This window comes from Flavobacterium fructosi, assembly GCF_042787335.1.
Lineage (GTDB): Bacteria > Bacteroidota > Bacteroidia > Flavobacteriales > Flavobacteriaceae > Flavobacterium > Flavobacterium fructosi.
Genome location: NZ_JBHZQA010000003.1, coordinates 94,952 through 121,614 on the forward strand (window position 1 = coordinate 94,952; position 26,663 = coordinate 121,614).

General features: G+C 30.9%; 21 protein-coding genes. 20 read left to right on the plus strand and 1 reads right to left on the minus strand.

The annotated features are described in order from the left end of the window. Positions 1–56 precede the first annotated feature (56 nt). The 16 genes from ACFX5D_RS05710 to ACFX5D_RS05785 all read left to right on the plus strand — a co-directional run bounded on the left by ACFX5D_RS05710 (position 57) and on the right by ACFX5D_RS05785 (position 22,340). On the plus strand, positions 57–3,104 hold the full coding sequence (locus ACFX5D_RS05710; protein WP_379857282.1) for a PAS domain S-box protein: 3,048 nt from the start codon (positions 57–59) through the stop codon (positions 3,102–3,104). A 136-nt stretch (positions 3,105–3,240) separates the two neighbouring features. Continuing rightward, positions 3,241–3,675, plus strand: coding sequence for a response regulator (locus ACFX5D_RS05715; RefSeq protein ID WP_379857283.1), 435 nt, complete (start codon positions 3,241–3,243; stop codon positions 3,673–3,675). A 28-nt stretch (positions 3,676–3,703) separates the two neighbouring features. After that, on the plus strand, positions 3,704–4,432 hold the full coding sequence (locus ACFX5D_RS05720) for a polysaccharide biosynthesis/export family protein (protein WP_379857284.1): 729 nt from the start codon (positions 3,704–3,706) through the stop codon (positions 4,430–4,432). Between the two features lie 12 nt (positions 4,433–4,444). Further along, on the plus strand, positions 4,445–6,604 hold the full coding sequence (locus ACFX5D_RS05725) for a GumC family protein (protein WP_379857285.1): 2,160 nt from the start codon (positions 4,445–4,447) through the stop codon (positions 6,602–6,604). A 3-nt stretch (positions 6,605–6,607) separates the two neighbouring features. Then, positions 6,608–7,840: an MATE family efflux transporter gene (locus tag ACFX5D_RS05730; protein WP_379857286.1), complete on the plus strand. Its 1,233-nt coding sequence runs from the start codon at positions 6,608–6,610 to the stop codon at positions 7,838–7,840. Next, positions 7,831–8,946 (plus strand): glycosyltransferase family 4 protein, encoded by a 1,116-nt coding sequence (locus ACFX5D_RS05735; RefSeq protein ID WP_379857287.1) that lies wholly within the window; start codon positions 7,831–7,833, stop codon positions 8,944–8,946. Before ACFX5D_RS05730 ends, ACFX5D_RS05735 begins: the two co-directional genes overlap by 10 nt. Next, entirely contained in the window at positions 8,946–10,235 is a 1,290-nt protein-coding gene (locus ACFX5D_RS05740; protein ID WP_379857288.1) for an O-antigen ligase family protein, read from the plus strand. Before ACFX5D_RS05735 ends, ACFX5D_RS05740 begins: the two co-directional genes overlap by 1 nt. A 137-nt stretch (positions 10,236–10,372) precedes the next feature. Continuing rightward, positions 10,373–12,754: a nucleoside/nucleotide kinase family protein gene (locus tag ACFX5D_RS05745; protein ID WP_379857289.1), complete on the plus strand. Its 2,382-nt coding sequence runs from the start codon at positions 10,373–10,375 to the stop codon at positions 12,752–12,754. Next, positions 12,754–13,449, plus strand: coding sequence for an acyltransferase (locus ACFX5D_RS05750; protein WP_379857290.1), 696 nt, complete (start codon positions 12,754–12,756; stop codon positions 13,447–13,449). The genes ACFX5D_RS05745 and ACFX5D_RS05750 overlap by 1 nt, the downstream gene beginning before the upstream one ends. Beyond that, positions 13,442–14,668: a glycosyltransferase gene (locus ACFX5D_RS05755; RefSeq protein WP_379857291.1), complete on the plus strand. Its 1,227-nt coding sequence runs from the start codon at positions 13,442–13,444 to the stop codon at positions 14,666–14,668. The genes ACFX5D_RS05750 and ACFX5D_RS05755 overlap by 8 nt, the downstream gene beginning before the upstream one ends. Positions 14,669–14,670: 2 nt before the next feature. Continuing rightward, entirely contained in the window at positions 14,671–15,741 is a 1,071-nt protein-coding gene (locus ACFX5D_RS05760; protein ID WP_379857292.1) for a glycosyltransferase family 4 protein, read from the plus strand. Between the two features lie 120 nt (positions 15,742–15,861). Continuing rightward, positions 15,862–17,073: a DUF1972 domain-containing protein gene (locus ACFX5D_RS05765; RefSeq protein ID WP_379857293.1), complete on the plus strand. Its 1,212-nt coding sequence runs from the start codon at positions 15,862–15,864 to the stop codon at positions 17,071–17,073. Positions 17,074–17,075: 2 nt separating this feature from the next. Then, positions 17,076–18,152 (plus strand): glycosyltransferase family 4 protein, encoded by a 1,077-nt coding sequence (locus ACFX5D_RS05770; RefSeq protein ID WP_379857294.1) that lies wholly within the window; start codon positions 17,076–17,078, stop codon positions 18,150–18,152. 1,030 nt (positions 18,153–19,182) lie between these two features. After that, positions 19,183–19,461 carry a hypothetical protein gene (locus ACFX5D_RS05775; RefSeq protein ID WP_379857295.1) on the plus strand — a complete coding sequence of 93 codons (279 nt, stop codon included), beginning with the start codon at positions 19,183–19,185 and terminating at the stop codon, positions 19,459–19,461. Between the two features lie 326 nt (positions 19,462–19,787). Continuing rightward, positions 19,788–20,951 (plus strand): glycosyltransferase family 2 protein, encoded by a 1,164-nt coding sequence (locus ACFX5D_RS05780; RefSeq protein WP_379857296.1) that lies wholly within the window; start codon positions 19,788–19,790, stop codon positions 20,949–20,951. A gap of 84 nt (positions 20,952–21,035) precedes the next feature. Then, positions 21,036–22,340: a dihydrolipoamide acetyltransferase family protein gene (locus tag ACFX5D_RS05785; protein ID WP_379857297.1), complete on the plus strand. Its 1,305-nt coding sequence runs from the start codon at positions 21,036–21,038 to the stop codon at positions 22,338–22,340. An 83-nt stretch (positions 22,341–22,423) separates the two neighbouring features. Here the strand turns inward: ACFX5D_RS05785 and ACFX5D_RS05790 are convergent, their stop codons facing one another. Continuing rightward, positions 22,424–23,662, minus strand: a complete 1,239-nt coding sequence (locus ACFX5D_RS05790) for a porin (RefSeq protein ID WP_379857298.1) — start codon at positions 23,660–23,662, stop codon at positions 22,424–22,426. Positions 23,663–23,977: 315 nt separating this feature from the next. Between ACFX5D_RS05790 and ACFX5D_RS05795 the strand changes: the two genes are divergently transcribed. The 4 genes from ACFX5D_RS05795 (at position 23,978) to ACFX5D_RS05810 (ending at position 26,623) form a co-directional block, all read left to right on the plus strand. Then, entirely contained in the window at positions 23,978–24,748 is a 771-nt protein-coding gene (locus ACFX5D_RS05795; protein ID WP_073207492.1) for a 3'-5' exonuclease, read from the plus strand. 37 nt (positions 24,749–24,785) lie between these two features. Beyond that, positions 24,786–25,397, plus strand: a complete 612-nt coding sequence (locus ACFX5D_RS05800; RefSeq protein ID WP_379857299.1) for a fumarylacetoacetate hydrolase family protein — start codon at positions 24,786–24,788, stop codon at positions 25,395–25,397. Further along, positions 25,397–25,741: an Hpt domain-containing protein gene (locus ACFX5D_RS05805; RefSeq protein ID WP_103999852.1), complete on the plus strand. Its 345-nt coding sequence runs from the start codon at positions 25,397–25,399 to the stop codon at positions 25,739–25,741. Before ACFX5D_RS05800 ends, ACFX5D_RS05805 begins: the two co-directional genes overlap by 1 nt. Before the next feature lie 168 nt (positions 25,742–25,909). After that, positions 25,910–26,623, plus strand: a complete 714-nt coding sequence (locus ACFX5D_RS05810) for a hypothetical protein (protein WP_379857300.1) — start codon at positions 25,910–25,912, stop codon at positions 26,621–26,623. Positions 26,624–26,663: the final 40 nt, after the last annotated feature.

Genomic DNA, 26,663 nt, shown 5'->3' on the forward strand with positions numbered 1-26,663 from the left:
TTGATTTACAAAAAAAACGATTAATTGTTAATAATATTTTTTAATAAATACGATGAATGAATAACTTTCATGAACTTTTACAAAAACAAATACATACCCACTTAACAGTTGATTGTATAAAGACTCCTTCCTTTACAAATTTTTTTCAAGCCGTTAATGAAACCTATTCAAATTTTGAAAAGGAGAAAAAAATATTGCGTAATACATTTAATGAAAGAAAAAATGAATATGAATTAGCATATCAAAAATTAAAAACAGAGCTTGATCAAAAAAAGGAATCCATTAAAAATCTAGACAAAAGTCTTCAAGAATTAGACACCAGTTATGAAGGAATAAAGAATAAAGGAGATAATGACGATATGTTTTTAATTTCTAACTATTTGAAAAAAAAAATATCAAAAGGAAAAAAAATAAAAAAGAATTTCTCTCGAAATATTGAATTATTAAAAACATTATTAAGCAATTTACAATCTTCAATTTTAGTAGAAAATGAAAATCAAAAACCAATATTTACCAACCAATTATATTGCAATACATTTTTACTTTTTTATCAACCCGAAACAGTCGTTAACAGTGGTCTTTCAAATTTATCAGAAGTTTCAGGGGATTTATTTAAAAATCCTGTGTCATTTAAAAACAGAATAAAAAAAATAATAGAGAATCGAGTTATAGTGACTAATGAACTTCTAGAAACTGTTGATAATCGTTTTTTAGAAAGAGACTACATTCCAATTTTTATCAATTCTGAACACAAAGGACACCTTTGGAAATATACTGATGTAACTCAAAGAATAAAAACACAAAACCTTTTAGAACAAAGTGAAATTAGAAGCAATCTAATCATGAACTCATCCTTACATAGCATAATAAATGTTAATAGTCATGGAAAAATTATATTTTGGAATAGTCAGGCAGAAATTATTTTCGGATGGAAAAAAGAAGACGTTTTAGGTAAAAATTTATCCAAAACAATATTTTCAAATCAGGATATCGATTTTCATGTCAATGCAATTGAAAAATATTTGGAAACAGGAGATATTTCTGCATTAAACAAGCAAATTGAGCTGTCTGCATTGAATAGATTTGGAGAAGAATTTCCTATAGAAATTGCTGTAATTCCAATAAAACAGGGTGACGAAATATTTTTTTGTTCCTTTATTCAAGATATTTCCGAAAGAAAAAATTCAGAGTTAAGTCTAAAACATCAAGAAGAAAAATACCGAAACATTATTGCAAATGTAAATTTGGGGTTGATTGAAATTGACACTAACGATATCATACGGTATGTCAATCATACGTTTGTATTGATGTCAGGTTATGAAATTGAGGAATTATTAGGAAAAAAGACAACTGATTTTTTTGATTTCGGTAAAGACTTTGATGTCATGAAATCAAGGGTTAATGTAAAAAACAAGACCGTTTCAGAACTATTTCAATTTCCGATAACTAATAAAAGTGGAGAATTAAGATGGTGGGCAATAAGTCGTGCGCTAAATTTTGATGATAACGGAAAGTTGGTAGGCTCAATAGAAACTCATTTGGATATAACCAATCAAAAACAGTTAGAAATTGAGCTTGAAAACGAAAAAACCAAAGCAGAAAACGCCTCAATAGCTAAAGAAGCTTTCTTAGCCAATATGAGTCATGAAATACGTACGCCCCTAAATGCTATAATTGGATTTTTGAGAGAATTACAAAAACGAGAACATACAGAGTTACAACAAAAATATTTAGAAAACAGCTCAATAGCCTCCAAACACTTATTAGCTGTTATCAATAATATTCTAGATATTTCTAAAATAGAGTCCGGTGAAATGCCGATTGAAAATAGAGATTTTGTTTTTGAAAATTCATTGAAAAATGTTATTACAGTACTTAAAACAAAAGCTGAACAAAAAGGGTTAACTCTTAGTACAACTATTTCAAATAAAATTCATAAAGTATTGATAGGAGACACCTTAAAAATAGAACAAATATTATTTAATCTTATTGGAAATGCATTGAAGTTTACCCATAAAGGACAGGTAGCTATAGACTGTGAAGTTGTATTTGATGATATTTTTTCTCAAAAATTACGTATTTCAATTTCAGATACGGGTATAGGAATGGATAAAATTTTCTTGGATTCCATCTTTAAAAAGTTTTCTCAAGAAGATAAAGCTATAACCCGAAAGTTTGGAGGAACTGGTTTGGGAATGGCCATAACCAAGGAATTGATTGTACTTTTGAATGGAGAAATTGAAGTAGAAAGTGAAAAGAATGAAGGAACGACAATTCATATTAATCTTAATTTAAAAAAAGGTGATTCAAAGAATTTGAAAAACTTACAAATAGGGAAAAAATTAATTCAGATCGACAACTTATCCATCCTGTTGGTAGAAGATAATGAGATGAACAGAATAGTTGCTCAAAATTCGCTGTCAGATTTCAATTGTAAAGTAACTGAAGCCGAAAATGGAATGGAAGCATTGAAAATACTAAAAAAGGAAACATTTGATGTTATTCTTATGGATATTCAAATGCCAGATATGGATGGTATAGAAACTACTAAAATTATAAGAGACAAACTAAAACTTACTACTCCAATAATTGCACTAACCGCTAATGCCTTTAAAACTGAAATCGACAAATGCCAAAATGCAGGTATGAATGATTATGTAACGAAACCATTTGACGATTTAATACTAATAAAAACAATTGCCAGACACACAATTAATAAAACAAAAACTGCCAGCAAAACGGATAATTCTGTTGCTAATCAACTTTATAATTTGCACTCGCTACACACTATGAGTAGAGGAAATAAAGATTTTGTAACAAGGATGGTTACTATTTTTGTTGAACAAATAGTTGCAAGCTTAGCAATAATAGATAAAGCAATTATTGGAAATAATTTTAATGAATTGGGTAGATTGATGCACAAAATTAAACCTAGTGTCGAAAATTTAGCCATAGTCTCTATAGTTCCGGATATTAAATACCTCGAAAAAGCAACTGAATTAAATTACAATGACAAAGATCAAATTATAATTGTTTATTCCAGAGTCAAAAAGACTTTAGAAGAAGTGATTTTTCAACTTCAAAAGAATGAATTGAATCTATAATTCCATTTTTATATGGGGTTTTTTTCCAAAATCCGGAAAAATAAAACCGAGTAAATAATACAAGTTACTGTAGATAAACATTTTAATTTTTTGGCTCGACTTTGGTATCTCCTTTTCAAAAATAAATATATTTATTATGGAAAATCAAAATCAATTCAAATTTTTTATCGTTGATGACGATGTTTTTTGTGCCAAGATGTATGGACAGGATCTAAAAAACTTGGGATTCAACGACATTACATATTTTAATAATGGCACTGACTGTTTAAGTAATCTAGATCAAAAACCAGATATCATTTTCTTAGATCACAATATGGAAGATATAACAGGATTCGAAGTTTTAAAAAAAATAAAACGCTATAACCCGAACATCTATGTAGTTATGGTTTCAGGACAAGAAAATATTAAAACAGCTGTTGATGCGCTTAAATATGGTGCTTTTGATTACATAATTAAAGACAATACAGTGATTGATAAGATGGAACTTATTATCAATAAAATTAATATGGTAAAAGAAGAACTTAAAAAATCGAAACCAACCATAATTAAACGATTACTGCACTTTTTTTAATCTTTTAAAATCCCCCAAACATAAAAATATGAAATTATTTTTAAAATTACTATTGATATCTCTTCTTATTACTTCGTGTAAAACACAAAATATTTTTGAAAGTAAAAAAGGAACAAATGATAAATCAGCTTTTTTATATGATGCTAATTATCAATACAAAATAAGAAAAGATGATAAAATATCAATTTCAGTTTGGGGTGAAGATGATCTGAGTGTAGGTTCTATTTATGGAATTTATAACTCTAACGAAGTCTATGGAAAATGGCTCCTGGTCGATGCTTATGGAAATATTGAAATTCCAAAAATAGGTACAAAAAACGTGTTAAATAAAACCGTTGCAGAACTAAAAGAGGAAATTAAAATTGAACTAAAAAAATGGTTAGTAAACCCCGTACTTGATATTAAGGTGCTTAATAAAGAAATTACTGTTTTGGGCGAAGTAAGAACTCCAAGTGCCATTAAAGTTGATGTTGACAACGTCAATCTTCTACATATAATTAGTAAAGCAGGTGGCTTTGATGCTTATGCAAATATAAAATACGTAAAAATATTACGGCAAGAAGGCGCAAATGTTAAGGTTACCAATCTTGACTTAACAACAGACAGTACTATTTTTAACGCAACTATTCAGCTCCATCCTGGGGATGTTGTAATAGTTCCATCCAAAAAGAACAAAGAGTTCGACAAGAGGATATCTATAATAATTCCTTTCACCACGGCAATTACTGCTGCAGCAATTATAATTGGATTATTCTAAATAAATTTAGTTATGAATGAAAACGTTAGATTAATTAAAACCTTTTTCAGAGGATTTCCCATAATTATTTTGGTAATGGTTTTGGCAGTTTTATCAGCTAAAAAATACCTGAATTATGTCACTCCAATGTATGAAAGCACAGCAAAACTAAAATTGGCAGATACAGATAAAGGTGTTACAAGCGCTAATTTGTTTAAAGATTTAGATGTGTTTGCCTCTGCAAATAAAATAACCACTGAAATCGAAGTTTTGAAATCATCCAATTTAATAAACAAAACGCTTACTGAATTGTCTTTCAACAAAGAAATATACAGAAAAGGCGATGTGTTAGCGGTTGAATTATTCAGGAATTCCCCAATTACTGTTGAAGGCAGTTTCCAATCAGAAAAAGCATTAGACAAACGCTATGGTTTGAATGTCATTTCGAAAAATGAATACCAATTTTTTTATCCGGATTCTAAAAACGGAATTCAGGGAAAATTCGGAAAACCAATAAAAATTAAGGGAGGAACACTATTAATAGGTCTAAACGAACTTTATATTCAATCCAAAAAAGACGCAAAAATCATTGACACCTACGAATTTGAGTTTCTAAGCACTCAAAAATTAAGGGACAAAATTGATAAAAATATTGACATCGTTCCAGTTGATAAAGATGTTCCCGTAATACGTATAAATTTTAAAAGCAATGTGCCAGAAAAAGCGGCTCTTTTTGTAAATAAACTTGCCGAAGTGTACATTAAAGATTATATCGAAAGTAAATTTAGAGCAGCAAATACAACCGTTGATTTTTTAAAAGAAGAAATTAACAATTCCAGTAAAAAACTTTCAGCCTCAGAAAATAACATTCAAAATTTCAGGGATAAGAAAAATATTATCAACATAACACAAGAAACTGAAACCGATTTACGTAAAATTTCCGAGCTCAAAATTCAGCAAACCAATATAAAAATGAATCTGGATGCAATAAAAAGCTTAAATAAATATATGGCTTCCGGAAAAGGGAAATATCTTGAATTAGCACCTAATTTTGAAGCATTTACTGATCTGCTTTCCACCGAAATGGTGAAAAATGTTAAAAGATTACAGACTGATAAAAAAGACTTATTATTAATATATACACCCGAAAATGAAAAGGTAAAAATCGTTGATGCTAAATTAAAAGATTACGAGGATTATCAAATTGAAAGTATAAAAAATACAGAGAAAAATTTACAAGTAAAATACGATCAACTTTCTTATGACATTACCGAGGCCGAGAAAGTGTTTATTGGTCTACCCGAAAAAGAAAAAGAATTAACTGTTTTAAATAGGGAGTTTAATCTCTATGAAACAAATTACAACTTTTTGAACGAAAAAAGAATTGATGCAGAAATAGCCAAAGCGGCAAAAATTTCTTTTCACAAAATAATTACACCCGCAGAAATTTCAAAAACTCCGGTTTCCCCTATTCGTTCTATCATAATTGTGGTCGCAGCGGTTTTAGCAATGCTTGGATCTATTCTACTTATTTATGCGGTTCACTTTGCAAAAGCAAAGGTTAATGATATATACACAATCGAAAAAAACAGTACAATTCCAGTAGCTATTACAACTCCATTTATAAAATCAACTGAAAGCATAAAAGATAATTTTTTAAAAGAAGCCATACAAATGGAGATAAAAGGGATGATACAAGATGAATGTGTTTTAGTTATTAGCTCAAATGACAAGTCTAAAGACCATCTGTTTCATTCTAAAAACGTGGCTGATGCTTTCAAAAATCAAGGAAGAAAAGTACTGATTATTGATGCCACCGGACAACTGGAAAATAAATTTGACAATAACGATTATCTCAATTTTTCAGATTCAAAATATCTAAGTCATACTCAATCCGTTTTTCAAAAAGAAATCCAGGAAAAAATGAAAAACTACGATTTATGTGTCATTCACAATCAATCCATAAAAGAAGACAAGTTGGCATTGCTTTTTATGAGTTTGGCAACCCAAAATCTGATTGTTTTAGACAGTAGAAAAACAGCCGAAAAAACAATCATAAAAATGGAATTATTGAAAGACGAATTCCAATTGCCTAATGTTTGGTTCGTACTAAATAAAGCAGGTTATAATCCAAGTGTTTTAGTTGAAATCAAAAAACTTTGGAATAAATACTTCCAAAAAACAATTCGTTAGTTAATGAATTTTCTAAAAAAAATAGTGTTTTCACCTTCTGTTTTGGTTCTGTTTGACCAAGCCGTTTTTAGTGGAACAAATTTTATATTAACATTGTTTATAGCTCAAAAACTGGATATAAAAAGCTTTGGCTTGTTTTCTACTATCATTCTTATCACTTATTTAGGAATGAGTATTACTAATGCCTTAATCATTCAACCATTTCAGGTTTCTATTGGTAAAATTTTACAAAAAAAAGAATACTACGTGTTTTTATTCCTTGGACAAATGTCTTTGCTATTTATTTTAATTCTATTGATTAAAACAATTGTTTTTTTTATCCCTATTCCAATAGTTTATAAAATACTAACAAACACTTTTTTATGCTTTACAATTGGATATCTGGTACAAGATTTTTTTAGAAAATTACTTTTAGGAATTGGTCTAATACTATATGTAATTATTGTGGACATAGCTTTTTTGATATTAGTTATAGCATTATTTTATTTCCTTAAAAATGAGATCACCTTAACAACTACACTTTGGATAATTGGCATATCAAATCTAATATCCTCTATTCCTGGTTTGTATTTTATTATAAAAAATTATGAAAAGCCAGCTTCTTGGAAATCATTTGCAGAAAAGCATATTATTCAAGGAAAATGGTTGTTAAGTACAGCCGTTTTACAATGGTCTTCGAGCAATTTTTTTGTTTTGGTTTCAGGAGTCTATTTAGGCATTGAAGCGCTTGGCGCTTTACGATTAGTTCAATCTTTTTTTGGAGTCATCAATATTGCATTAGCTACAGTTGAGAATTATTTTTTACCAAAAGTAGCATTGCTTTATAATGAAAGTGCGGCTAAAGCCAAAAAATACCTTCTAGAAATAACCTTATTTGGAGCAATATTTTGCGGGATTTTCCTTTCCATATTATTCGTTTTTTCAACAAAAATTATTGTTTTGGCAGGAGGCGAAAAATATCAAAACTACGCCTATGTAGTAAAAATAATTGCAATTTTGTATTTCTTTATATTCTTGAGTTACCCTATTAGAATTGCCGTGAGAGTGCTGGTTCTGAATAAAATTTTCTTTATTGGGTATTTACTTTCATTTGCATTTTCCATAATTTCTTTTCATTTTTTACTAAAATATTCAGGACTTTACGGAGCTGTTTCCGGGCTTGTCATCAATCAAATAATTATGATTTTGTATTGGCAAAATCAACTTAAAAAAAATCAATTTCAATTATGGAAATAATTCATATTGTTCTAGGAAAAGCCAATCCTGAAAGAATGAATGGCGTGAATAAAGTAGTGTATCAATTGGCCACAAAACAAGTGAATTTCGGTGTGAAAGCATCTGTTTGGGGTATTACAAAAGATAAAGAAAATAATTATGGGGAGCGCAATTTTGAAACGCAATTGTTTTTGAAACAGCGTAATCCTTTTGCTATTTCCAAGGAATTGAAGCAGGCAATATTAGAAAAAAATGATACCGCAATTTTTCACCTTCATGGAGGCTGGATTCCAGTGTATTATTCCTTGGCAAAATTGCTGGATAAACATCAGATCAAGTTTGTTTTAACACCTCACGGAGCATACAACATCATTGCAATGAAGAGAAGTTCTTGGAGCAAGAAATTCTATTTTTCGCTTTTTGAAAAAAAATTACTCAATAGAACTTCAAAAATTCATTGTATCGGAAAAAGTGAAGTTAATGGATTAATGAAGATATTCGAAAACAAAAAATCTATTTTATTGCCTTACGGATATGAAAACGATAAAACGGTAACTATCGGGAATACCGCTAATAAAAATATAGTTTTTGGATTTATTGGACGATTAGATATTTATACAAAAGGACTTGACACTTTAATAAATGCATTTGCAAAATTTAAAAAAAATCAACCCGAAGCACAGCTTTGGATTGTTGGAGACAGTAGCGAAAAAATACTTTTAGAAAAAAAGATTAAAGCAAAATCCCTCGATAAAAATATTATCCTTTACGGAAGTAAATTTGGAGCTGAAAAAGAGGGATTATTACAAAAAATGGATGTTTTTGTTCATCCGTCAAGAAACGAAGGCTTGCCATTATCTGTTATCGAAGCTGCCAGTTTTGGCAAACCGTGTATTGTAACGGATGCAACAAATATAGGCACTCAAATACTTAATTGTCAAGTAGGAATTACCATTTATTCCCAAAGCAGTACCCAACTTTATGAAGCAATGAAAAAGTTGTTTTCAGTTTGGAAAAATCCTGTTGAATTTAAAAAAATGCAAGAAAATGCAATTAAAATGGTGGAAGAAAATTACAATTGGAAAAAATTAATTACACAATTCAACACCGATCTATACACCATATAATGAATTCAACTACAACTAATCACGAAGTGTTTTTAAAAAAAACAGACAAATATATGTTTATTGTCTTGTTATTGATGGTTGCTTGTTTTTTTACCTGGAGCGAAAACATCCACATCACAAGAGCGATTAAAGTCGTGGGCCGAATGGGTTTAATGCTCTCTTCAATTGGGATTTATTACAAAATAATTCGCTATGGATCAGCAAATACAATGGGCTACAAAAACATCTTTTCACCCTTGTTTTATTTAGCTTATATGGGATTGGGATTTTTATCTTTTACGTGGAGTACTAATCCAGGATTCAGTATTTTGCAATGGTTTATGACTTTTCAAAGTTTAGTCTTTGCCTATTTTTTCATCAAAAGCATCAAAGTTTTAGACAGTTTCTTTGAAGGACACAACATTCGATTGTATCATTTGTTGGGCAATTCCGTTTTTGTATTGCAGTTGATATTTGTAATTGGAATGTGGATTGACCCAGATACTTTTTTCCGGTTGACAAATGGTGGTGAAGAAGCCCGGTTAGGTGGCGTGATGATGAACCCAAATGAACTGGGAATGCTCGCTGGCGTTGGTGTGGCTTGCTTAATTTTTGATTTATACAGGAAGCAAAACAAAACTTGGACCATTATCAAAATTCTGATTATTTTTTATGCCTTATTTATGACGGGTTCTCGATCTTCCTTGATTGGAGTCTTTATAATTATCTTTTTCCATATTAATCAAACCAAAAAACGAGGCTTAAAAATGGCCATTATGGGAGGGGTTTTATTGGTCATTCCTTTTGCCATTAACCAAATTATCCTTAAAGGTGGCGATAAAGAAAGAATGGAAGAAATTTTGACTTTGACCGGAAGATTACCTTTTTGGAAAGCACTCATCACTGAAGGATTACCAAGGGAACCTCTTCTAGGTTTTGGATATATGAGAATTGATTACAAAGAATTTTTTCAAAGCGTTCATACTTATCCTGGTAAAATGACTCACAATACCTTTATACAAGTCTTAATGAATTTGGGTTTTATAGGATTGTGCATTGTTATTTTTCAGCTGTTTTTTACTTTGCATGCTTTTTTTACGGAGAATAAGGAAAGTCGGTTAATGTTGATTGGGATATTCATTCCGGTTTTAATTAATTCTTTTACTGAATTTGGCATTTTTGGCGAGAGTAATTATGGGATTTTGTTCTATCAAATGATTATTTTCTCTGTCTCCTTCAAGAATAAAGCTCTTTTAACGTCTGTACAAAAACTTCACTTAAAGAAGCGAAGACCTGAACTCTCGTTTTAAAATTGTTCCAAAAAATAGCATTGTTCTAAAATTTGGAAAAAATTACAATTCAAAAATACTGTAACTTACTGAAGATCAGTTTGTTTTTTAATTTGGCACGATTCTGTAAATAGGAAAAGAAAATAAAATATTTTACAATGGAAAAGATTTTCGTCAGAATAGGCTATTCTCTATCTTCAACAAGAAACAATTCGAATGATATTGTTTTTGATATTCTATTTATCAAAAATCCTGACGGTTCTCCAAGATGGATTTGGAATACCAATTGTGACAAACCCTTATTTTTAAAATTCTATAATATTGGAAGTTTTAGAGCTTGGTTGTTTGCTACGGCAATAAAAACTGTTTTTGTTTTAAAATTGCAAAAAATTGCATTTAGCAAAAAAACATTTTTCGCCATACAAAATAATAATCCAATCTTAGATTATACAAAAAATTGGGCATTATTTACTGGAACTATTGGTCCGAATAATAAAGTAATTTTATATGCCAATAATTCTTTTTATAAAATTGCAACTACATTAAATGCTCAAGAATTAATTAACAGAGAACACACTATTTTAGAGAAAATAAATAGTCAAACTAATTTATTCATTATTCCAAAATCAATACAAATTTCGAATGAAATTATTCAGTTATCGAATGTTTCAGAAAATGGGACAAGACAAAAAGAAATAACTTCTAGCCATTTGAATACTCTTTTAGAAATGAGTATTATTAAGCCTCATACCGTAAAATTGAGCGAATGGGGATTGCTAAACTCTCTAAAAAAAGATTTTAAAAATATTGAAGATTTAAGAATTCCAAACAATATGGTTCGGAAAATCAATTCGATAATTCAAAAAACTAACGAAGACGAAAAAGTGACACTTTCACTTTCACACGGCGATTTCACCCAATGGAATATGTATGAAAGAAACGGAAAAATTGCACTATACGACTGGGAATTAGCAAGTTTCGAAAGATCAAAAGGATTTGATTATTTCCATTTTATAATTCAACAAGGTGTTTTGGTAGATCATAAATCTTGGGCAACAATTTACAGGGATATAAAAAGAGAATGTATTAATGACTTTGGAAAACAGCTGTTTAATAATGATTTAGAAAAATTAAATGAATATCTAAAATGGTATTTAATCATTAATTGTATGCATTATTTAAAAATATATTCTGATCAAGGAAAATGGCACGTTCAAATAGATTGGCTTTTACAGGTTTGGAACGAAGCCTTAAATATTTTTATGGTCGATGAGAAATCATCGAGAGAATTGGTCATAATGGATGTATTTGATTTATTGCAAAACCAAGATTATGCTGCATTAAAATTCCAAAATCAATTTCCGGAACAATTAAGTGTTGATTCTGATATTGATATGGTAATCCATAAAAAATCGAACCAATTGATTGTTCCATTTTTAAAAAATCACGCTTTGGTTTCGAAAATTACAACCAATAAAAAATCATTTATGAATACTGTTCAAGTATTTCTAAACGATGGAACGTTATTGTCTTTGGATTTGATTTGGCAATTAAAAATAAAAAACCTTGAAATTCTGGATGCAAAAAAAATTATAACCGATAGTTTCGAAAATATTTATGGCGTTAAAAATGTTTCTCCAATTGATACCGCCAGATACATTGTGCTATTTTACAACCTTAACAATTCAGAAATCCCCGATAAATATTTAGATTATGAGCTTGACATTCAAAACTCAAATCAAAAATTAGATTTGATCCTTAAAGACCATTTTGGAAAAACAAAAAAAAACAAGCAAAACTTACTTAATTTCATAAAAGACCACAAAAATAACAAGAGTATTTCACGTCTTAAAAATATTTTAAATTATTATGCGGATAGTATGAAAAATGGCCTTAACAACAAGGGGTTTATTATCACTTTCAGTGGAGTTGACGGTGCAGGAAAATCGACAGTAATTGAAAATATCGCTTTAAGAATAGATAAACAACTTAGAAAACCTGTTGTGGTTTTAAGACATAGACCTTCGATTTTGCCCATATTAAGTGTATGGTCAAAAGGAAAAGAACAAGCACATCGCGATGTCATTGAAGGTCTGCCAAGACAAGGAAAAAACAAAAGTTCTTTATCCTCGTTCATTCGGTTTTCCTATTACTATTTCGATTATTTATTTGGTCAGTTTGTAATATATTTCAAATATGTTTTCAGAGGCAAAGTGGTTATATATGACCGTTACTATTTTGATTTTATCAATGATAGTAGGAGAAGTAATATCGTTTTGCCAAAAAAATTTACTTCTTTTTTATACCGATTTCTTCTGAAACCTAAATTTAATTTCTTTCTTTTTGCCGATGCTGATGTCATTTTAAAAAGAAAAAAAGAACTTAGCAAAGCTACAATCGAAAAATTAACAGCCGATTATTACGGTTTATTTGAATCGCTTCAATCTAAAAGTAAAGCTTCGGTTTATCAATCAATAAATAATATTGATATTGAAGTAACCCTAAATCAAGTCATAAAAATCGTAGTACTTTCAAAATAATGAAAAAATTAATTATAAAAATAATTCAACTACGAAATCCTGCTTTTAAATTGGATGAAGCACTGAATACAGCTGCCTTATTTCAGTTTGTTTTGATTCAAATCATCTATTTGATTCGTGGTTTTAGAGTTTTTTTTTGTTTTAGAAAACCAAAAGGGATGATGCTTGGAAAAGGAGTTTCATTTTTTAATTTATCTAAAATAAAATGGGGGAAATTTCTCCGCTTAGGCAATCAGGTTTCTGTTTCTGCATTGAGCAAAAACGGAATTCATTTTGGCGATAATGTTAGCATTGGAGCTTTTAGCCGAATTGTTGTATCAACTTCGCTAAACAATATTGGAAATAAAATCGTGATAGGCAACAATGTTGGCATAGGTGAATTTGCCTATTTGGGAGGAGCCGGTGGTTTAGAAATTGGAGATGAATGTATCGTTGGACAATATTTGAGTTGTCATCCTGAAAACCATAATTATGAGGTTTTAGAAATTGCCATCAGACATCAAGGTGTTTCCAGAAAAGGAATCATAATTGGTAAAAACTGCTGGATTGGAAGTAAAGTTACAATCCTTGATGGAGTTACAATAGGCAATGGATGTATCATTGCCGCAGGATGCGTTGTTACAAAATCATTTGCTAAAAATAGTATTATTGGTGGTGTTCCCGCCAAACTCTTAAAAAACAGAAAAAATGACTAACAAAACTATTTTAGCAACTTGTTACGCCGTAAACCCATACAAAGGTTCGGAAGATGCAATGGGTTGGAATTTTATAAATCAAATCGCACGGTTCAATAAAGTGTATGCAATAACAAGAGAAAATAACAAAACGGCTATTGAAAAATATATGAACGAGAACCCCAATTGTGTTTATGATAATATTACATTTTTATATTTTGATTTGCCATATTGGATGCGTTTTTGGAAAAAAGGAGGCCGTGGTGCAATGCTATATTATTATATGTGGCAAAGAGGAATTGTAAATTTTATTCGAAAACAAAACCTGAATTTTGATATTACCCACAACGTAAATTTCCATAATGATTGGACACCAAGTTTTTTATGGAAACTAAATAAACCTATGGTTTGGGGACCTATTGGTCATCATCCGTTAATACCAAAACAGTATTTAAAACCCTATTCTATGAAATATTTATTGAAAGATAGAGTAACATGGATGGTGAAAAATTATTTTTGGAAATGTTCTTTTTCTTTGAAAAAAACCGTAAAAAATGCAGCTCATATTTGGTGTATGAATTCCGGAGTTCCCACAATATTGAAACTAAAGGAGCAATCATTTTCAGTTTTACCATCGGTTGCGACAGAGGATTTTTCAATAAGCACCAGAGCAGAAAATAAAAATTTTAACATCATAAGTGTTGGACGATTTGTTCCGTTAAAAGGATTCGATTTGACATTACTTTCTTTTCTAAAATTCATCAATTCAGTACCAGTTCTCGAAAGGAAAAACTGCAAACTAACTCTTGTAGGTTCTGGTCCAGAAAAGGAATTTTATAAACAAATAATTAATAACTATAACGTAGAATCTTATGTCGAAGTTATAGAATGGATTGACCGAAAAGAGTTAATGGAACTTTATGAAAATTCGTCAGTTTTTCTCTTTCCATCTCACGAAGGTGCAGGAATGGTGGTTGCAGAAGCTTTGTCTTTTGGATTGCCGGTTATATGTCTAAATAACGAAGGTCCGGGAGAATTCATAAACTCCCATTGTGGGTTTGCGATTTCTCAAATAGATTATGAAAACACTATCTCTCTATTGAGTGAAGCGCTCATAAAACTACATTCTGATCGCAATCTTTTGAATCAAATGAGCATTGGAGCCCGAAAACAATATGAAGATAAGTTTACCTGGAATAGCCGTGGCGAACATTTAAAATTTATTTACAACCAACTGTAATTATGAGAGTTATAGCCATACATTTATTAAACGATTATAGCGGAAGCCCGAAAGTTTTAATGCAATTACTTAAAGGCTGGACTAAAAAAAACATCGAAACCCATTTATATACTTGCAGCGGAAGAGATGGTTTTTTATCGAATATTCCTAAAGTACACAATCATTATTACTGGTATCGTTTTATGGAAAATAGGTTTGCAAGATTGATTTTTTTATTCACAAGTCAGTTTCTTTTAGCCATTCAATTATTATTTATTTTAAAAAAAGAGGATGTTTTATATGTAAATACCGTTTTGCCTTTTGGTGCCGGAATTATTGGAAAATTAAAAGGATGCAAGGTGATTTATCACATACACGAAACCTCAATGAAACCAAAAATTTTAAAACAATTTCTTTTTGGAGTAGGAAAATGGTCCGCATCAGAAGTGGTTTATGTTTCCAATTTTTTAGCCGCTCAAGAACCTTTAAATAGTAGAAAAAATGTTATTTATAATGTTCTCGAAGAAAGATTTGTGAAACAGTCTCGTTTGCATTTAAATAAAGAAAAAAACGAAAAAATTGTTCTGATGATATGCTCCTTAAAAGCCTACAAAGGAGTAAACCAATTTGTAAAACTGGCACAAATGAATTCGGAATTTACTTTTAAACTCGTTGTGAATGCTTCTCAAAATGAAATTGATGACTATTTCAAAAGTGAAATCCTACCATCAAATTTAATAGTATATCCAACTCAAAAAAATACGGATCTCTTTTATCAAGAAGCCAGTATGGTTTTAAATTTATCAGACACTAAACTCTGGGTAGAAACTTTTGGATTGACCATTCTTGAAGCGATGGCGTATGGTTTACCTACAATTGTCCCACCAGTTGGCGGTGTAGTTGAAATAGTTAAAGAAGGGGAAAACGGATTTTTAATAGACAGTAAAAACATCAATCTAATTTCTGAAAAATTGAATTTTTTACTCCAAAACGAAAAAATTTACAATCAAATGAGCAAAGATGCTTTGGAGAAAAGCAAATTCTTTTGTGAAGATTATTTTGAAAATGAATCCACCAGAATTCTTTCCAACTAATGAGAATATTCCAAAATACGGAACATTTTCAGTATTGAAACAAACATATAGTGATGATTATCAGTGTTTTTATTTTTCAGCATTGTTTTTGGCATAGTCATTAAAAATAAATATAAAAATATGGAAAAGAAAAAAATAGCCATCATTGGCACTGTAGGTTTACCTGCAAAATACGGTGGATTTGAAACTCTTGCAGATCACTTGGTGACACATTTATCCGATAAATATAATTTCACGGTTTACTGTTCAAAAAAAAAATACAGTAAGGAAGAGCGAATTTCAACATACAAAGGTGCTTCGCTGACATATATTCCGTTAGATGCAAACGGCGTACAAAGTATTCCTTATGATACACTTTCAATACTTCACGCTATAACAAAAAATGATGTATTGTTAATTCTAGGAGTTGCGGGTGCTTGGATTTTACCTTTTATAAAGTTTTTTACCAATAAAAAAATAATCATTTCTATAGATGGTATCGAATGGAAAAGAGACAAATGGCCACTCTTTGCAAAACTATATTTATGGTGGGCCGAAAAATTAGCCGTTAAATATTCGCACATAGATATTTCTGACAATGAGTCTATTCAGGATTATACTGCACTTCGTTATGAAACATTAAGCAGAGTAATTGAATATGGTGCTGACCACACTTTGGAAGTAAAACCAGAAGAGAATGATTATATAAAATATCCTTTTTTGAAACAAAAATATGCAGTAAAAGTATGCAGAATAGAACCCGAAAACAATGTGCATTTAGTGTTGGATGCCTTTGAAAAATCAAATGGAATGAATTTAGTTTTAGTTGGAAACTGGAACAATAGTGTTTATGGAAAACAACTAAAAGAGAAGTACGCTAATATTAAAAATATTTTCCTTTTTGACCCTATTTACAACCAAAGAGAAATAGATTTAATTAGAGGAAATGCTTCTTTGTATATTCACGGACATTCCGCTGGAGGAACAAATCCATCGCTGGTTGAAGCAATGTATTTAGGACTTCCCATTATTTCTTATGGAGTTTCTTATAATAAAACTACAACCGAAAGCAAAGCAATCTATTTTTTTAACACAGAAGAGCTACTAAACCATTTAGATACAATATCTGAAAATGTTTTAAAAAATTTACGCAAAGAGATGAAATCCGTAGCAATGCGTCGATATACTTGGAGTTCTATATCTAGACAATATGAATTATTAATAGAAGAAGCCCTTTCGACCGCAAATAAAACTAGCGTTTTTGCCGAGACAAAAAAGCTTAGTCCTACATTTTTAGAAGATCATCAGTTATCCCATTTACAAAATAACACTTTATTTCACGAACACAGATAGTTATGAAAACAACAATAGAATTTCTTGTATTTGGAATCTTGTCTTTAGTATTAACCCTTATATTCATTCCAATCATTAAAAAAAATGCCGTAAAAGTAAAACTGGTTGACAATCCTAATTATCGAAAAGTTCATAGCACGCCAGTACCACTGGTTGGAGGTATTTCAATTGCTTTTTCTGTATTGCTGTTAATATTAATTTCAGGAAACAGGCTTCCTTTTTTAATAGAATACTTATCCATTATTTCATCTGGATTTGTATTATTAATTGTTGGGATTATTGATGATAAGAATGATGTAAGTGCCAAATATAAATTAGTTATTCAACTATTATTGTCATTTATTGTTGCATTAGCTGGTGTTCGTATTTCCTCACTTTATGGCTTATTAGGTATCTATGAAATTGCAGTTTGGACTCAATATTTACTAACAATGATAGTAATTACTGGTGTTGTGAATGCATTTAATTTAATGGATGGCGTCGATGGCTTAGTTGGAGGATTATCCTTATTAGGATTTACAATGTTTTTTTTAAATTCTATATATTTTAACGATTATTTTTTGGGTAAAATAAGTATCATTTTTATAGGTGCAATTATTGGTTTTTTAAGATTCAATTTGTCAAAAAATAAAATTTTTATGGGTGATTCAGGTTCTTTGTTTTTAGGATTTATATTGGTTACTTTAGGAATCAAATTTATGGAAAAACAAAGTTTCGCTCATACAAATTATGCCTATGGTTTTTTGTTATTGGTTTCCTTATTTTCTATTCCTGTTTTAGATTCATTACGGGTCTATTTGGGTAGAGTAAAACAAGGAAATTCACCTTTTAAAGCAGACAACTCGCATTTACATCATTTGTTATTAAGTGTAGGATTAACCCATAAAAAAGTAGCCGTTTCAGTAGTTTCATTGAGTATGATATTGTTTTTTATAGGTTTTGGATTAATCTCTTACCAATCTATATCAATAATAATTTTGTTAATTATGATTGTGTTTTGGATTGTTGTTCGGTTATTATTAGTGATTAATAATTTACATAAATGGAAAGAAATTATAAAAAAGTTGGAGCAACGATAAGATGTATATTTTAACACGTAATAACATTATTGATGTTGATATTGATTTTGCTTTAGGAAGTTACAGTTTGAAAATCCTTAGAGCATCAAACACAAATTTCTTGTAGAGAACTAGTTAAAATTAAAAGATAATTTTAACTCAATTTTTGTTGCTTTTTAACTGCTAACAGCAAAACTGAAAATTTCAGTAACACAGTTCTAATACTACAAATTTAGCCCGTTGGTATTAAATCTTGAATTGTAATACTCGGCGAATGTTAGTTGATTCTAAGTTTTCATTAACAATTATTGTTTCAGATAAATTGGTTAGAAATTTGCGTAAATCGAATTGATGTAACTTTTGACGGATATTTGTAATTGGTTTTTAACGAAATTTTCATTGGTTAAATAATAGAGAAGTCCATCTGGGGTCCTCTGGTTCTTTTTTCTTTCCATTGTTTGGTGAACACGTAAATACTGTCAGTGGAAACATTAAATGCCTCACAATTAAAGTTGGTCGAATTGGAGCGCATTTTTGTAAAATCCGTTTGATTTGAATATGAAAACGTAAAGGTGTCAATTTTTGGGTTGCTTTGTAATAGCGATTGTTTTTCAATTCGTAATATATGAAGGTCTTTCTTGTTTACGGAAACTTTATTCCCAAAATCGCCAATTTAAAAGTAGCCGCTGTCTTACGAAATGAATTCCCAGTCGGTATTAATTACGTTTTTAAGTTGAATTTTATTTTGAATAATACCTTTGGTATCTACAGCAAAAATAGTCGTGTGAAATCACGAATAATAATAAGAATATCTTTTTCAAGGAATTAAAATTAGAATCGTTAGTAGCTTTTATGTGTCAAAAGTAATTGATTATAAGAATTAAAATCAGAATTGGGAGCGAATGATTTGGGTTTTATTTGGAGACATCGTTCCCGCTTTTCGTTGCAATCTTTGTTCGTTCCTCTCAAAGGATTTTCACTATTATCGGGGCTAAGGAGAAACATGTTTTTTGATTTTCGGTAAATAATGTTAATTTAAGTAGTTAAAAATTTGTCTTATGAAAACAGAAACCTTAAAAATCAACATCACGCAAGAATCTTAAATAGTAACGACAATAAAATTCTTAGTAAAATAGCGAAACTTCTGGATGTAGTAAACAGTGTTGGTTATGACGCAAATGGAAACCTAATTACTGAAAAAGAATATGTTTCAGCTAATCATAATGTACTGAATTTACTTGCGGATGGAAAATTAGAAACCTATTCAAGCGAAGAAGTAAAAAGAAAAATAGTAAGTGGAATATCGCATTCATTGGACTACTTCTGTTGAAATTTCTTATGCTGAAGAAATTGAATTTATCATCAAAAAAAGGAATATAAAAGGGTTGAAAAATTTATCTCGCGATCTTATGACTTTATAGAAAGTATTTCTAGAAAGCCAACTATTGGTATATATAATAAAAAGTTTAAATTTTTCTCGAAAGTAATTTCTAAGCGAACAACTCTCAATTATAAAATTGGGGAGAATAAAAATCAAATTGACTTGCTTCTTTTTTGGAGCAAAAAGAAAAATCCCAAAAAACTTCGAAAACTATTGTGATTAGGTATTTGTCCCGAGACTTTGGGATTGGAATTTCTAATGTTTATATTTGTTTCATGCAGCTATCCGTCATCATCCTCAATTACAACGTTCGGTATTTTCTGGAGCTCTGTGTTTTAAGCGTTCAAAGTGCTTTAGAAGCCATTGACGGCGAAATTATTGTAATCGATAATAATTCGTCTGATGACAGTTGTGTAATGATGAAACAGCGTTTTCCTAACATAAGACTCATTCAAAACAAAGACAATTTAGGTTTCCCAAAAGGGAATAATATCGGTGTAGCGCAAGCGCAAGGAGAATATGTTTGCATTCTGAATCCCGATACGGTTGTCGCCGAAGATACATTCATTAAAGTGTTAAACTTCGCCAATAAGCAAAAAGACTTAGGAATTGTAGGGTGTAAACTTATTGATGGAATCGGAAATTTCCTGCCAGAAAGTAAGCGCGGAGTTCCAACACCTTGGGTAGCTTTTACCAAAATCACAGCCTTGTACAAATTGTTTCCCAAGTCAAGAACATTTGGGAAATATTACGCCCAACATTTAAGCGAAAACGAAACGGGGAAAATAGACATTCTTGTTGGTGCTTTTATGTTGATGAAAAGAGATTTATATCAGGAAATAGGCGGATTTGATGAAGATTGTTTCATGTATTCAGACGATATTGATTTGTCTTATCGCGTACTGAAAGAAGGAAAGTTTAATTACTATTTTCATGAAACAACGGTCATGCATTATAAAGGAGAAAGTACAATTAAGGACGGAATTTATATGAAACGGTTTCAGGAAGCGATGAATTTCTTTTATAAAAAACACTTTCAGGCTTCGGTAGTCTTTTGTTTATTTATGAAAGTAGGAATTGTGTTTTTCTCTTTCATAAAAATGTTTCAAGGTAAGCCTAAAATAAAAACAAGAGCAAAATCTTTTATTTTTTATTCTTCGAACAAGGAAATAGCAAATAAACTGGCTGTGATTTTTCAAAATAAAGTCTCTTTTCACGATTTAAAAACAGAAAAAATGGTAATTTCGTCTTCTGTTAAAAGGGAAACAGAAACGGAAATCATGTTGGATAACGAATTTATTTCTTTTAAAGAATGCATTCGTTTTATGGAATCATCAAAAAATAAAGGTTTTACCTTTAGAATTTTACCCAAAAATGCCAATTTTTTAATTGGAAGTGATAATTCGAGGGAAAGAGGAGAGGTAGTGAGAATTGAATGAAAAATTACATTAAATGTAATTTATGTTTAAAATATTTAGTAATTTCGCAAACTGAAAACAAAAAACACCTTTTAGCTTAACAATATGGCAAGATTTGAATTAAAACTTCCTAAAATGGGAGAAAGTGTCGCAGAAGCAACCATTACAAATTGGTTGAAAGAAGTTGGAGATAAAATTGAAGCAGATGAAGCGGTGCTCGAAATAGCAACTGATAAAGTTGATAGTGAGGTGCCTAGCGAAGTTTCGGGTACTTTGGTGGAACAGCTATTTGGTAAAGATGATTTAGTTCAGGTAGGGCAAACAATTGCTATCATTGAAACTGAAGGTGGAGAACTTTTAGAGGTTGTTAAACAAGCGGCTATCTCAGAGGCTGTTGCTGAAGTGACAAAAACGGTTGATGCGGCTAAAGAAAGTGTTGCAGCTCCAGTAAATTTCTCTGAATCTGAAAAATTCTTATCGCCATTGGTGAAAAATATTGCCACAGAAGAAGGTGTTTCTGTTGCTGAATTAGACTCGATTTCAGGAACTGGAAAAGAAGGAAGAGTTACTAAAAATGATATTTTAGAGCACGTTAAAAATAGAACAAGTCAACCGGTAGCTGTTACAGCTCCTGTGGCAGAAGTTCAAAAAACAGTTTTAGCTCCAGTAGCTCAAAAAGCGCCCCCCGTTTCCGTAAGCGGTGGTGATGAAATTGTTGAAATGGACAGAATGCGTAAGCTGATCGCGGGTTATATGGTCGCTTCAGTTCAAACCTCAGCTCACGTGCAATCATTTATTGAAGTGGATGTTACGAATATTGTAAAATGGAGAGAGAAAAATAAAGTAGCTTTTGAAAAAAGAGAAGGAGAAAAGTTGACGTACACGCCAATTTTCATGGAAGCAGTTGCAAAAGCTATAAAAGATTATCCAGGAATGAATATTTCTGTTGATGGTGATTTTATCATCAAAAAGAAAAATATTAACCTTGGAATGGCAGCTTCGTTACCAAACGGAAACTTGATTGTTCCAGTTATTAAAAATGCGGATCAATTGAACTTAGTTGGAATGGCAAAAGCAGTAAATGACTTAGGAAGTCGTGCAAAAGCGGGAAAACTAAAACCGGATGATACTCAAGGTGGAACCTATACTGTGACTAATGTGGGAACTTTTGGAAGTGTTTTTGGCACACCAATTTTGAATCAGCCGCAAGTAGGGATTTTAGCCCTTGGCGCAATCCGAAAAATGCCTGCCGTAATCGAAACTCCAGAAGGTGATTTTATCGGTATTCGTCAAAAAATGTTCTTGTCGCACAGTTACGACCATAGAGTTGTAGATGGTGCATTAGGAGGAAGTTTTGTAAAAAGAGTCGCTGAATACTTAGAAGCTTTTGATGTAAATAGAGATTTTTAAACGAAAATATAGAATAAAAAAAAGTCCGACTGAATTTATTTAGTCGGACTTTTTTATTTAAAATAAGCAGGTGTAAAGCTTTTTTAGAAGCTCATTTGTAGTTGTAATCTTAGTAAGTTGCCTTTTTGGTGATTGTCCAGTTTTATGGCATCCTCATATCTTCTGTTGGCGACCGTATAATCGGCTACGAGTTCTAGGTTTTTAAAGAATTGCCATTCAAAACCGATCTCTAAATCATTTACAGAATAGCTTCTGGCATCTAATTCATGTTTTTTACCACCGCGATACATTTGGTATTTTACAAAAGGTAAAAGAGTCTGTTTTTTCATGTCAATTTTGTAAAAAACCTGTGCATAACCTCCATATAATTTCTTTTGTTCGATGGTGTTATTACTCGTATTAAATTCTGGACCGTTACCAATATTATATTCTGCCTGAAAACCAAATGGTTTTGGATACAGTACAACGCTAGCTGCTACACGCTGATCTAAATATTCTGCATCAGTTTTTGTGATTACTTTGCTTGATATGGAATTGACTACATATTTTCCAGTATATCCTTGTAAGCCTAATTCAAGAACTTGGTTTCGGTTCAGTTCAAACGGATAAGATACTCTGGCGACTATATGTTTGTTTTTATTGGCTTCCGGTCTATTAGCAGTTTGTCCATTATAGATTCCTAATCCAAAAACACCATAATCTCCGGAACCTTTTAGTCCGTCTTTTACTAATTTTGAGAATAAAGCTCTTTTTTCGGCTGGAGCCCAATAAAATGTTACTCCCAAATCTCGCTCGTTAGATACAGCACTGTTTAAAGCGTCGTTACGATCCAAAGTCAATCGATTTTGACTTGATTGTAAATTTTCAAAGCCATAAGGTACTTTACTTTGTCCTATTCTGATTCGGTATTCTTTTTTTGAATCGAGAGACACATCAAAATAAGCATCTCTAATTTGTAGAATATTATTTGTTGTAGAAGCTGATGATGCAAAATCCGGTTGTATGTATATATAGATGTGCTCGTTTATATCGCCAGAAATAACAATACGGCCGCGTCGTAGGGAGAATCCATTGTTGTCTCCTCCCCATGATCTGTCACATTGCTCACAACCTAAATCTGGATTCGTTTCTAATAATCCATTATATCGCACTTGCATGTAACCTCTTAAACTAATATTTTCGAACCATTTTTTTGGAATACCGAGAATTTCTTTTTTTTCTTCTTTTTTAGAAATACTGTCGATTTTTGAATCCAAATTTTGAGATTTTGCGGAATAAGTTGTAATTATACAAGCAATAATGGCAGTTATTAATTTCTTCATTTTTAAGTAAATGTTATTTTTTTGCAAAAGTAGCGTTATTATTTTCAGTGTATATTAAGGGAATGTTATCATTGCTTAATTGTAATTTTTTGGATAGTGTTATATTTTGAGCATTTTGTTAATTCACATAAAATCTAAGTTTGTTTTTTATTTGAAAGAGTGTCATAAAATAATTGTAAGTTGCTGTTTGCGTTATAGTTGAAAATTTATTTATTTTTTTTTTGGAATACAAAAAAGATTCTAATAACGAAATTGCATCTGCCAATTTGATATTCATTCTAAACTCTTATATTTGTACTAATACAAAATAAAGACATGGAATTAAAGTTAAGTAAGCCAATTTGCTTTTTCGACCTCGAAACTACGGGAATTGATATTGGAAAAGACAGGATTGTAGAAATATCAATATTCAAAGTTTTTCCTAACGGAAATAAGGAAAGTAAAACTTGGTTAGTGAATCCCACTATTCCGATCCCTGCACAAACTACCGCCGTTCACGGGATTACTGATGAAAAAGTGGCAAATGAACCAACATTTAATGAGTTGGCTTCACAGGTCTACGCAATGATTAAAGACAGTGATTTGGCTGGATTTAATTCAGATCGTTTTGATATTCCATTACTGGCGGAAGAATTATTGCGTGCCGGAGTAGATTTTGATATGAAAGGAAAAGTTTCAGTAGATGTTCAAACGATTTTTCACAAAATGGAAGAACGTACCTTATCTGCCGCTTTGAAATTCTATTGTGGTAAAGGATTGGAAAATGCACATTCTGCCGAAGCGGATACGATGGCTACTTATGAAATCCTTAAAGCACAATTAGATCGTTATCCGGAATTGGAAAATGATATGAAATTGCTTTCGGAATTTTCAACAAGAAAAAAGATTGCCGATTTTGCAGGAATGATTGCTTTTGATAAGGATAATGAAGAGATTTTTTCTTTTGGGAAACACAAAGGAGTAAAAGTGGATAAGGTTTTAGAAACAGAACCAGGTTATTTTAGTTGGATTCAAAATGCTGATTTTCCTTTGTATACCAAAAAAGTTTTAACTGCAATTAAACTTCGAAAACTGAATACGAAATAAGGTTCCGTTTACACCCTGACCACTGAAAATCAAAACAATGAAAATAATCTGCATTGGTAGAAATTATACCAACCATATAGAAGAGTTACAGAACGAAAGGCCAACAGAACCGGTCGTTTTTATGAAGCCGGATTCGGCTGTTTTATTGAAGCAACATCCGTTCGTAATTCCTGAATTTTCGGAAGATGTTCACCATGAAATCGAAATTATTGTAAAAATCAATAAAGTTGGGAAGTATATTGAACCTAAATTTGCTCATAAATATTATGACGAAATCAGTGTAGGGATCGATTTTACAGCTCGGGATTTACAAGACAAATTAAAAGCAAAAGGGCTGCCCTGGGAAAAAGCAAAAGCTTTTGACGGTTCGGCAGTTATAGGAGAATTTATACCAAAAAATCAATTTAATTCGTTAGAAAATCTTACATTTGAATTGACGAACAATAATGAAACAGCGCAAAAAAGTAATTCGAGTCATATGTTGTGGAAAATTGATGAGCTAATTTCTTATGTTTCTCAGTTCTTTACGCTTAAAATTGGCGATATTATTTTCACAGGAACCCCAGAAGGAGTTGCTGCTGTAAGACCAGACGATGTTTTAGAAGGATTTTTAGAAGGACAACAACTCTTTAGAATACAAGTAAAATAATGGCTTTAAAATATAACCTTTCCAAAGTGTACGCACTTTCAGATAACGACCCAGAATTTGTAAATGAAATTCTGACTTTGTTCGTTACCGAAGTTCCTGAAGATTTAATGCAAATCAAAGAAGGAATAAAAAAGAAAGATCATAAACATGCTTATGCTTATGCTCACAAAATTAAACCGACCCTTGATTTATTGGGTCTGAATGTAGCTTTTGAAGAAATTCTTCAAATTGAAGCTTGGACAAAAGCGGAAGGTAAAAAGAAAGAAATAAAAGAGACTTTTAAAAGCGTAAAGAATCAGGTTAATGACGCTATTAAAGAAATCAAAAAAGACTTTGATTTGTAAAATTTGGGGTTGACCTTAAAACGGGGTCGGGCTATGCGTTACAATATCTCTAGTCTTTTTATAAGAACAAGACTAGAGATGATTTTTACTTGTATCTTCACGCAAGAATTATGGTACTTATACTTGATAAGCGGCATTTTTAAGATTTTTTTGATCTAAAAGGCGAATATGAAATACATAATAATACCTCTTCTATTTTTATTTTTTACTCTAAATACATACGGCCAAAATAAGTATTCGTTCGATTATATGATTGAATATCATTTTCAAAGAACTGAAAATTCAAAAGTCGAAATAATCTACTTGCTGACTAACTCTAAGGATGATAGTTATAGTGCGCGTCTTACCAAAAGTAAATCACAGTTACAAGGTTTTGATGTTAATTTCAGGGCCGATTCGGGGTTGACCAGCGAAGTAATTATTGATAAAGTTGAATTTTTAAAAGCTGAATCAATTACTTTGCCATGTGAACATTTACGTTTTTACAAGGCTCTTGATGAAAAATATGATGCTGACCGGTATGATTTTACGAACGAGAATGGCACATTGATTAACGGATCGCTTTTTAGGCATTATACCATGAAATACCACAAGTTAAAAGAATCTAAAAGATATAAAGGTGCGATATCACACTATATTGTTGAGAATAATACAGAATTTCATAAGCCTTTGTTGGCTTTGTCATATTCTTTTGACGATAATATGACTAGTAAAAAATTCCCCAACGGCATAGCGAATGAAATTTTCACTACGAGTTATGATGGAAAAAGTTTGAATTATATTTTTAAGCTGATACAATATGTCAAAATTAATAAATATTTCTTAATTCCTGAAAACTGTGATACTTCAGTTTTAATGCCTCTTAAGGTTAGGGTTAATTAATTTTTTAATTTGTAAAATAACTTAATCCAAAAACAGAAAC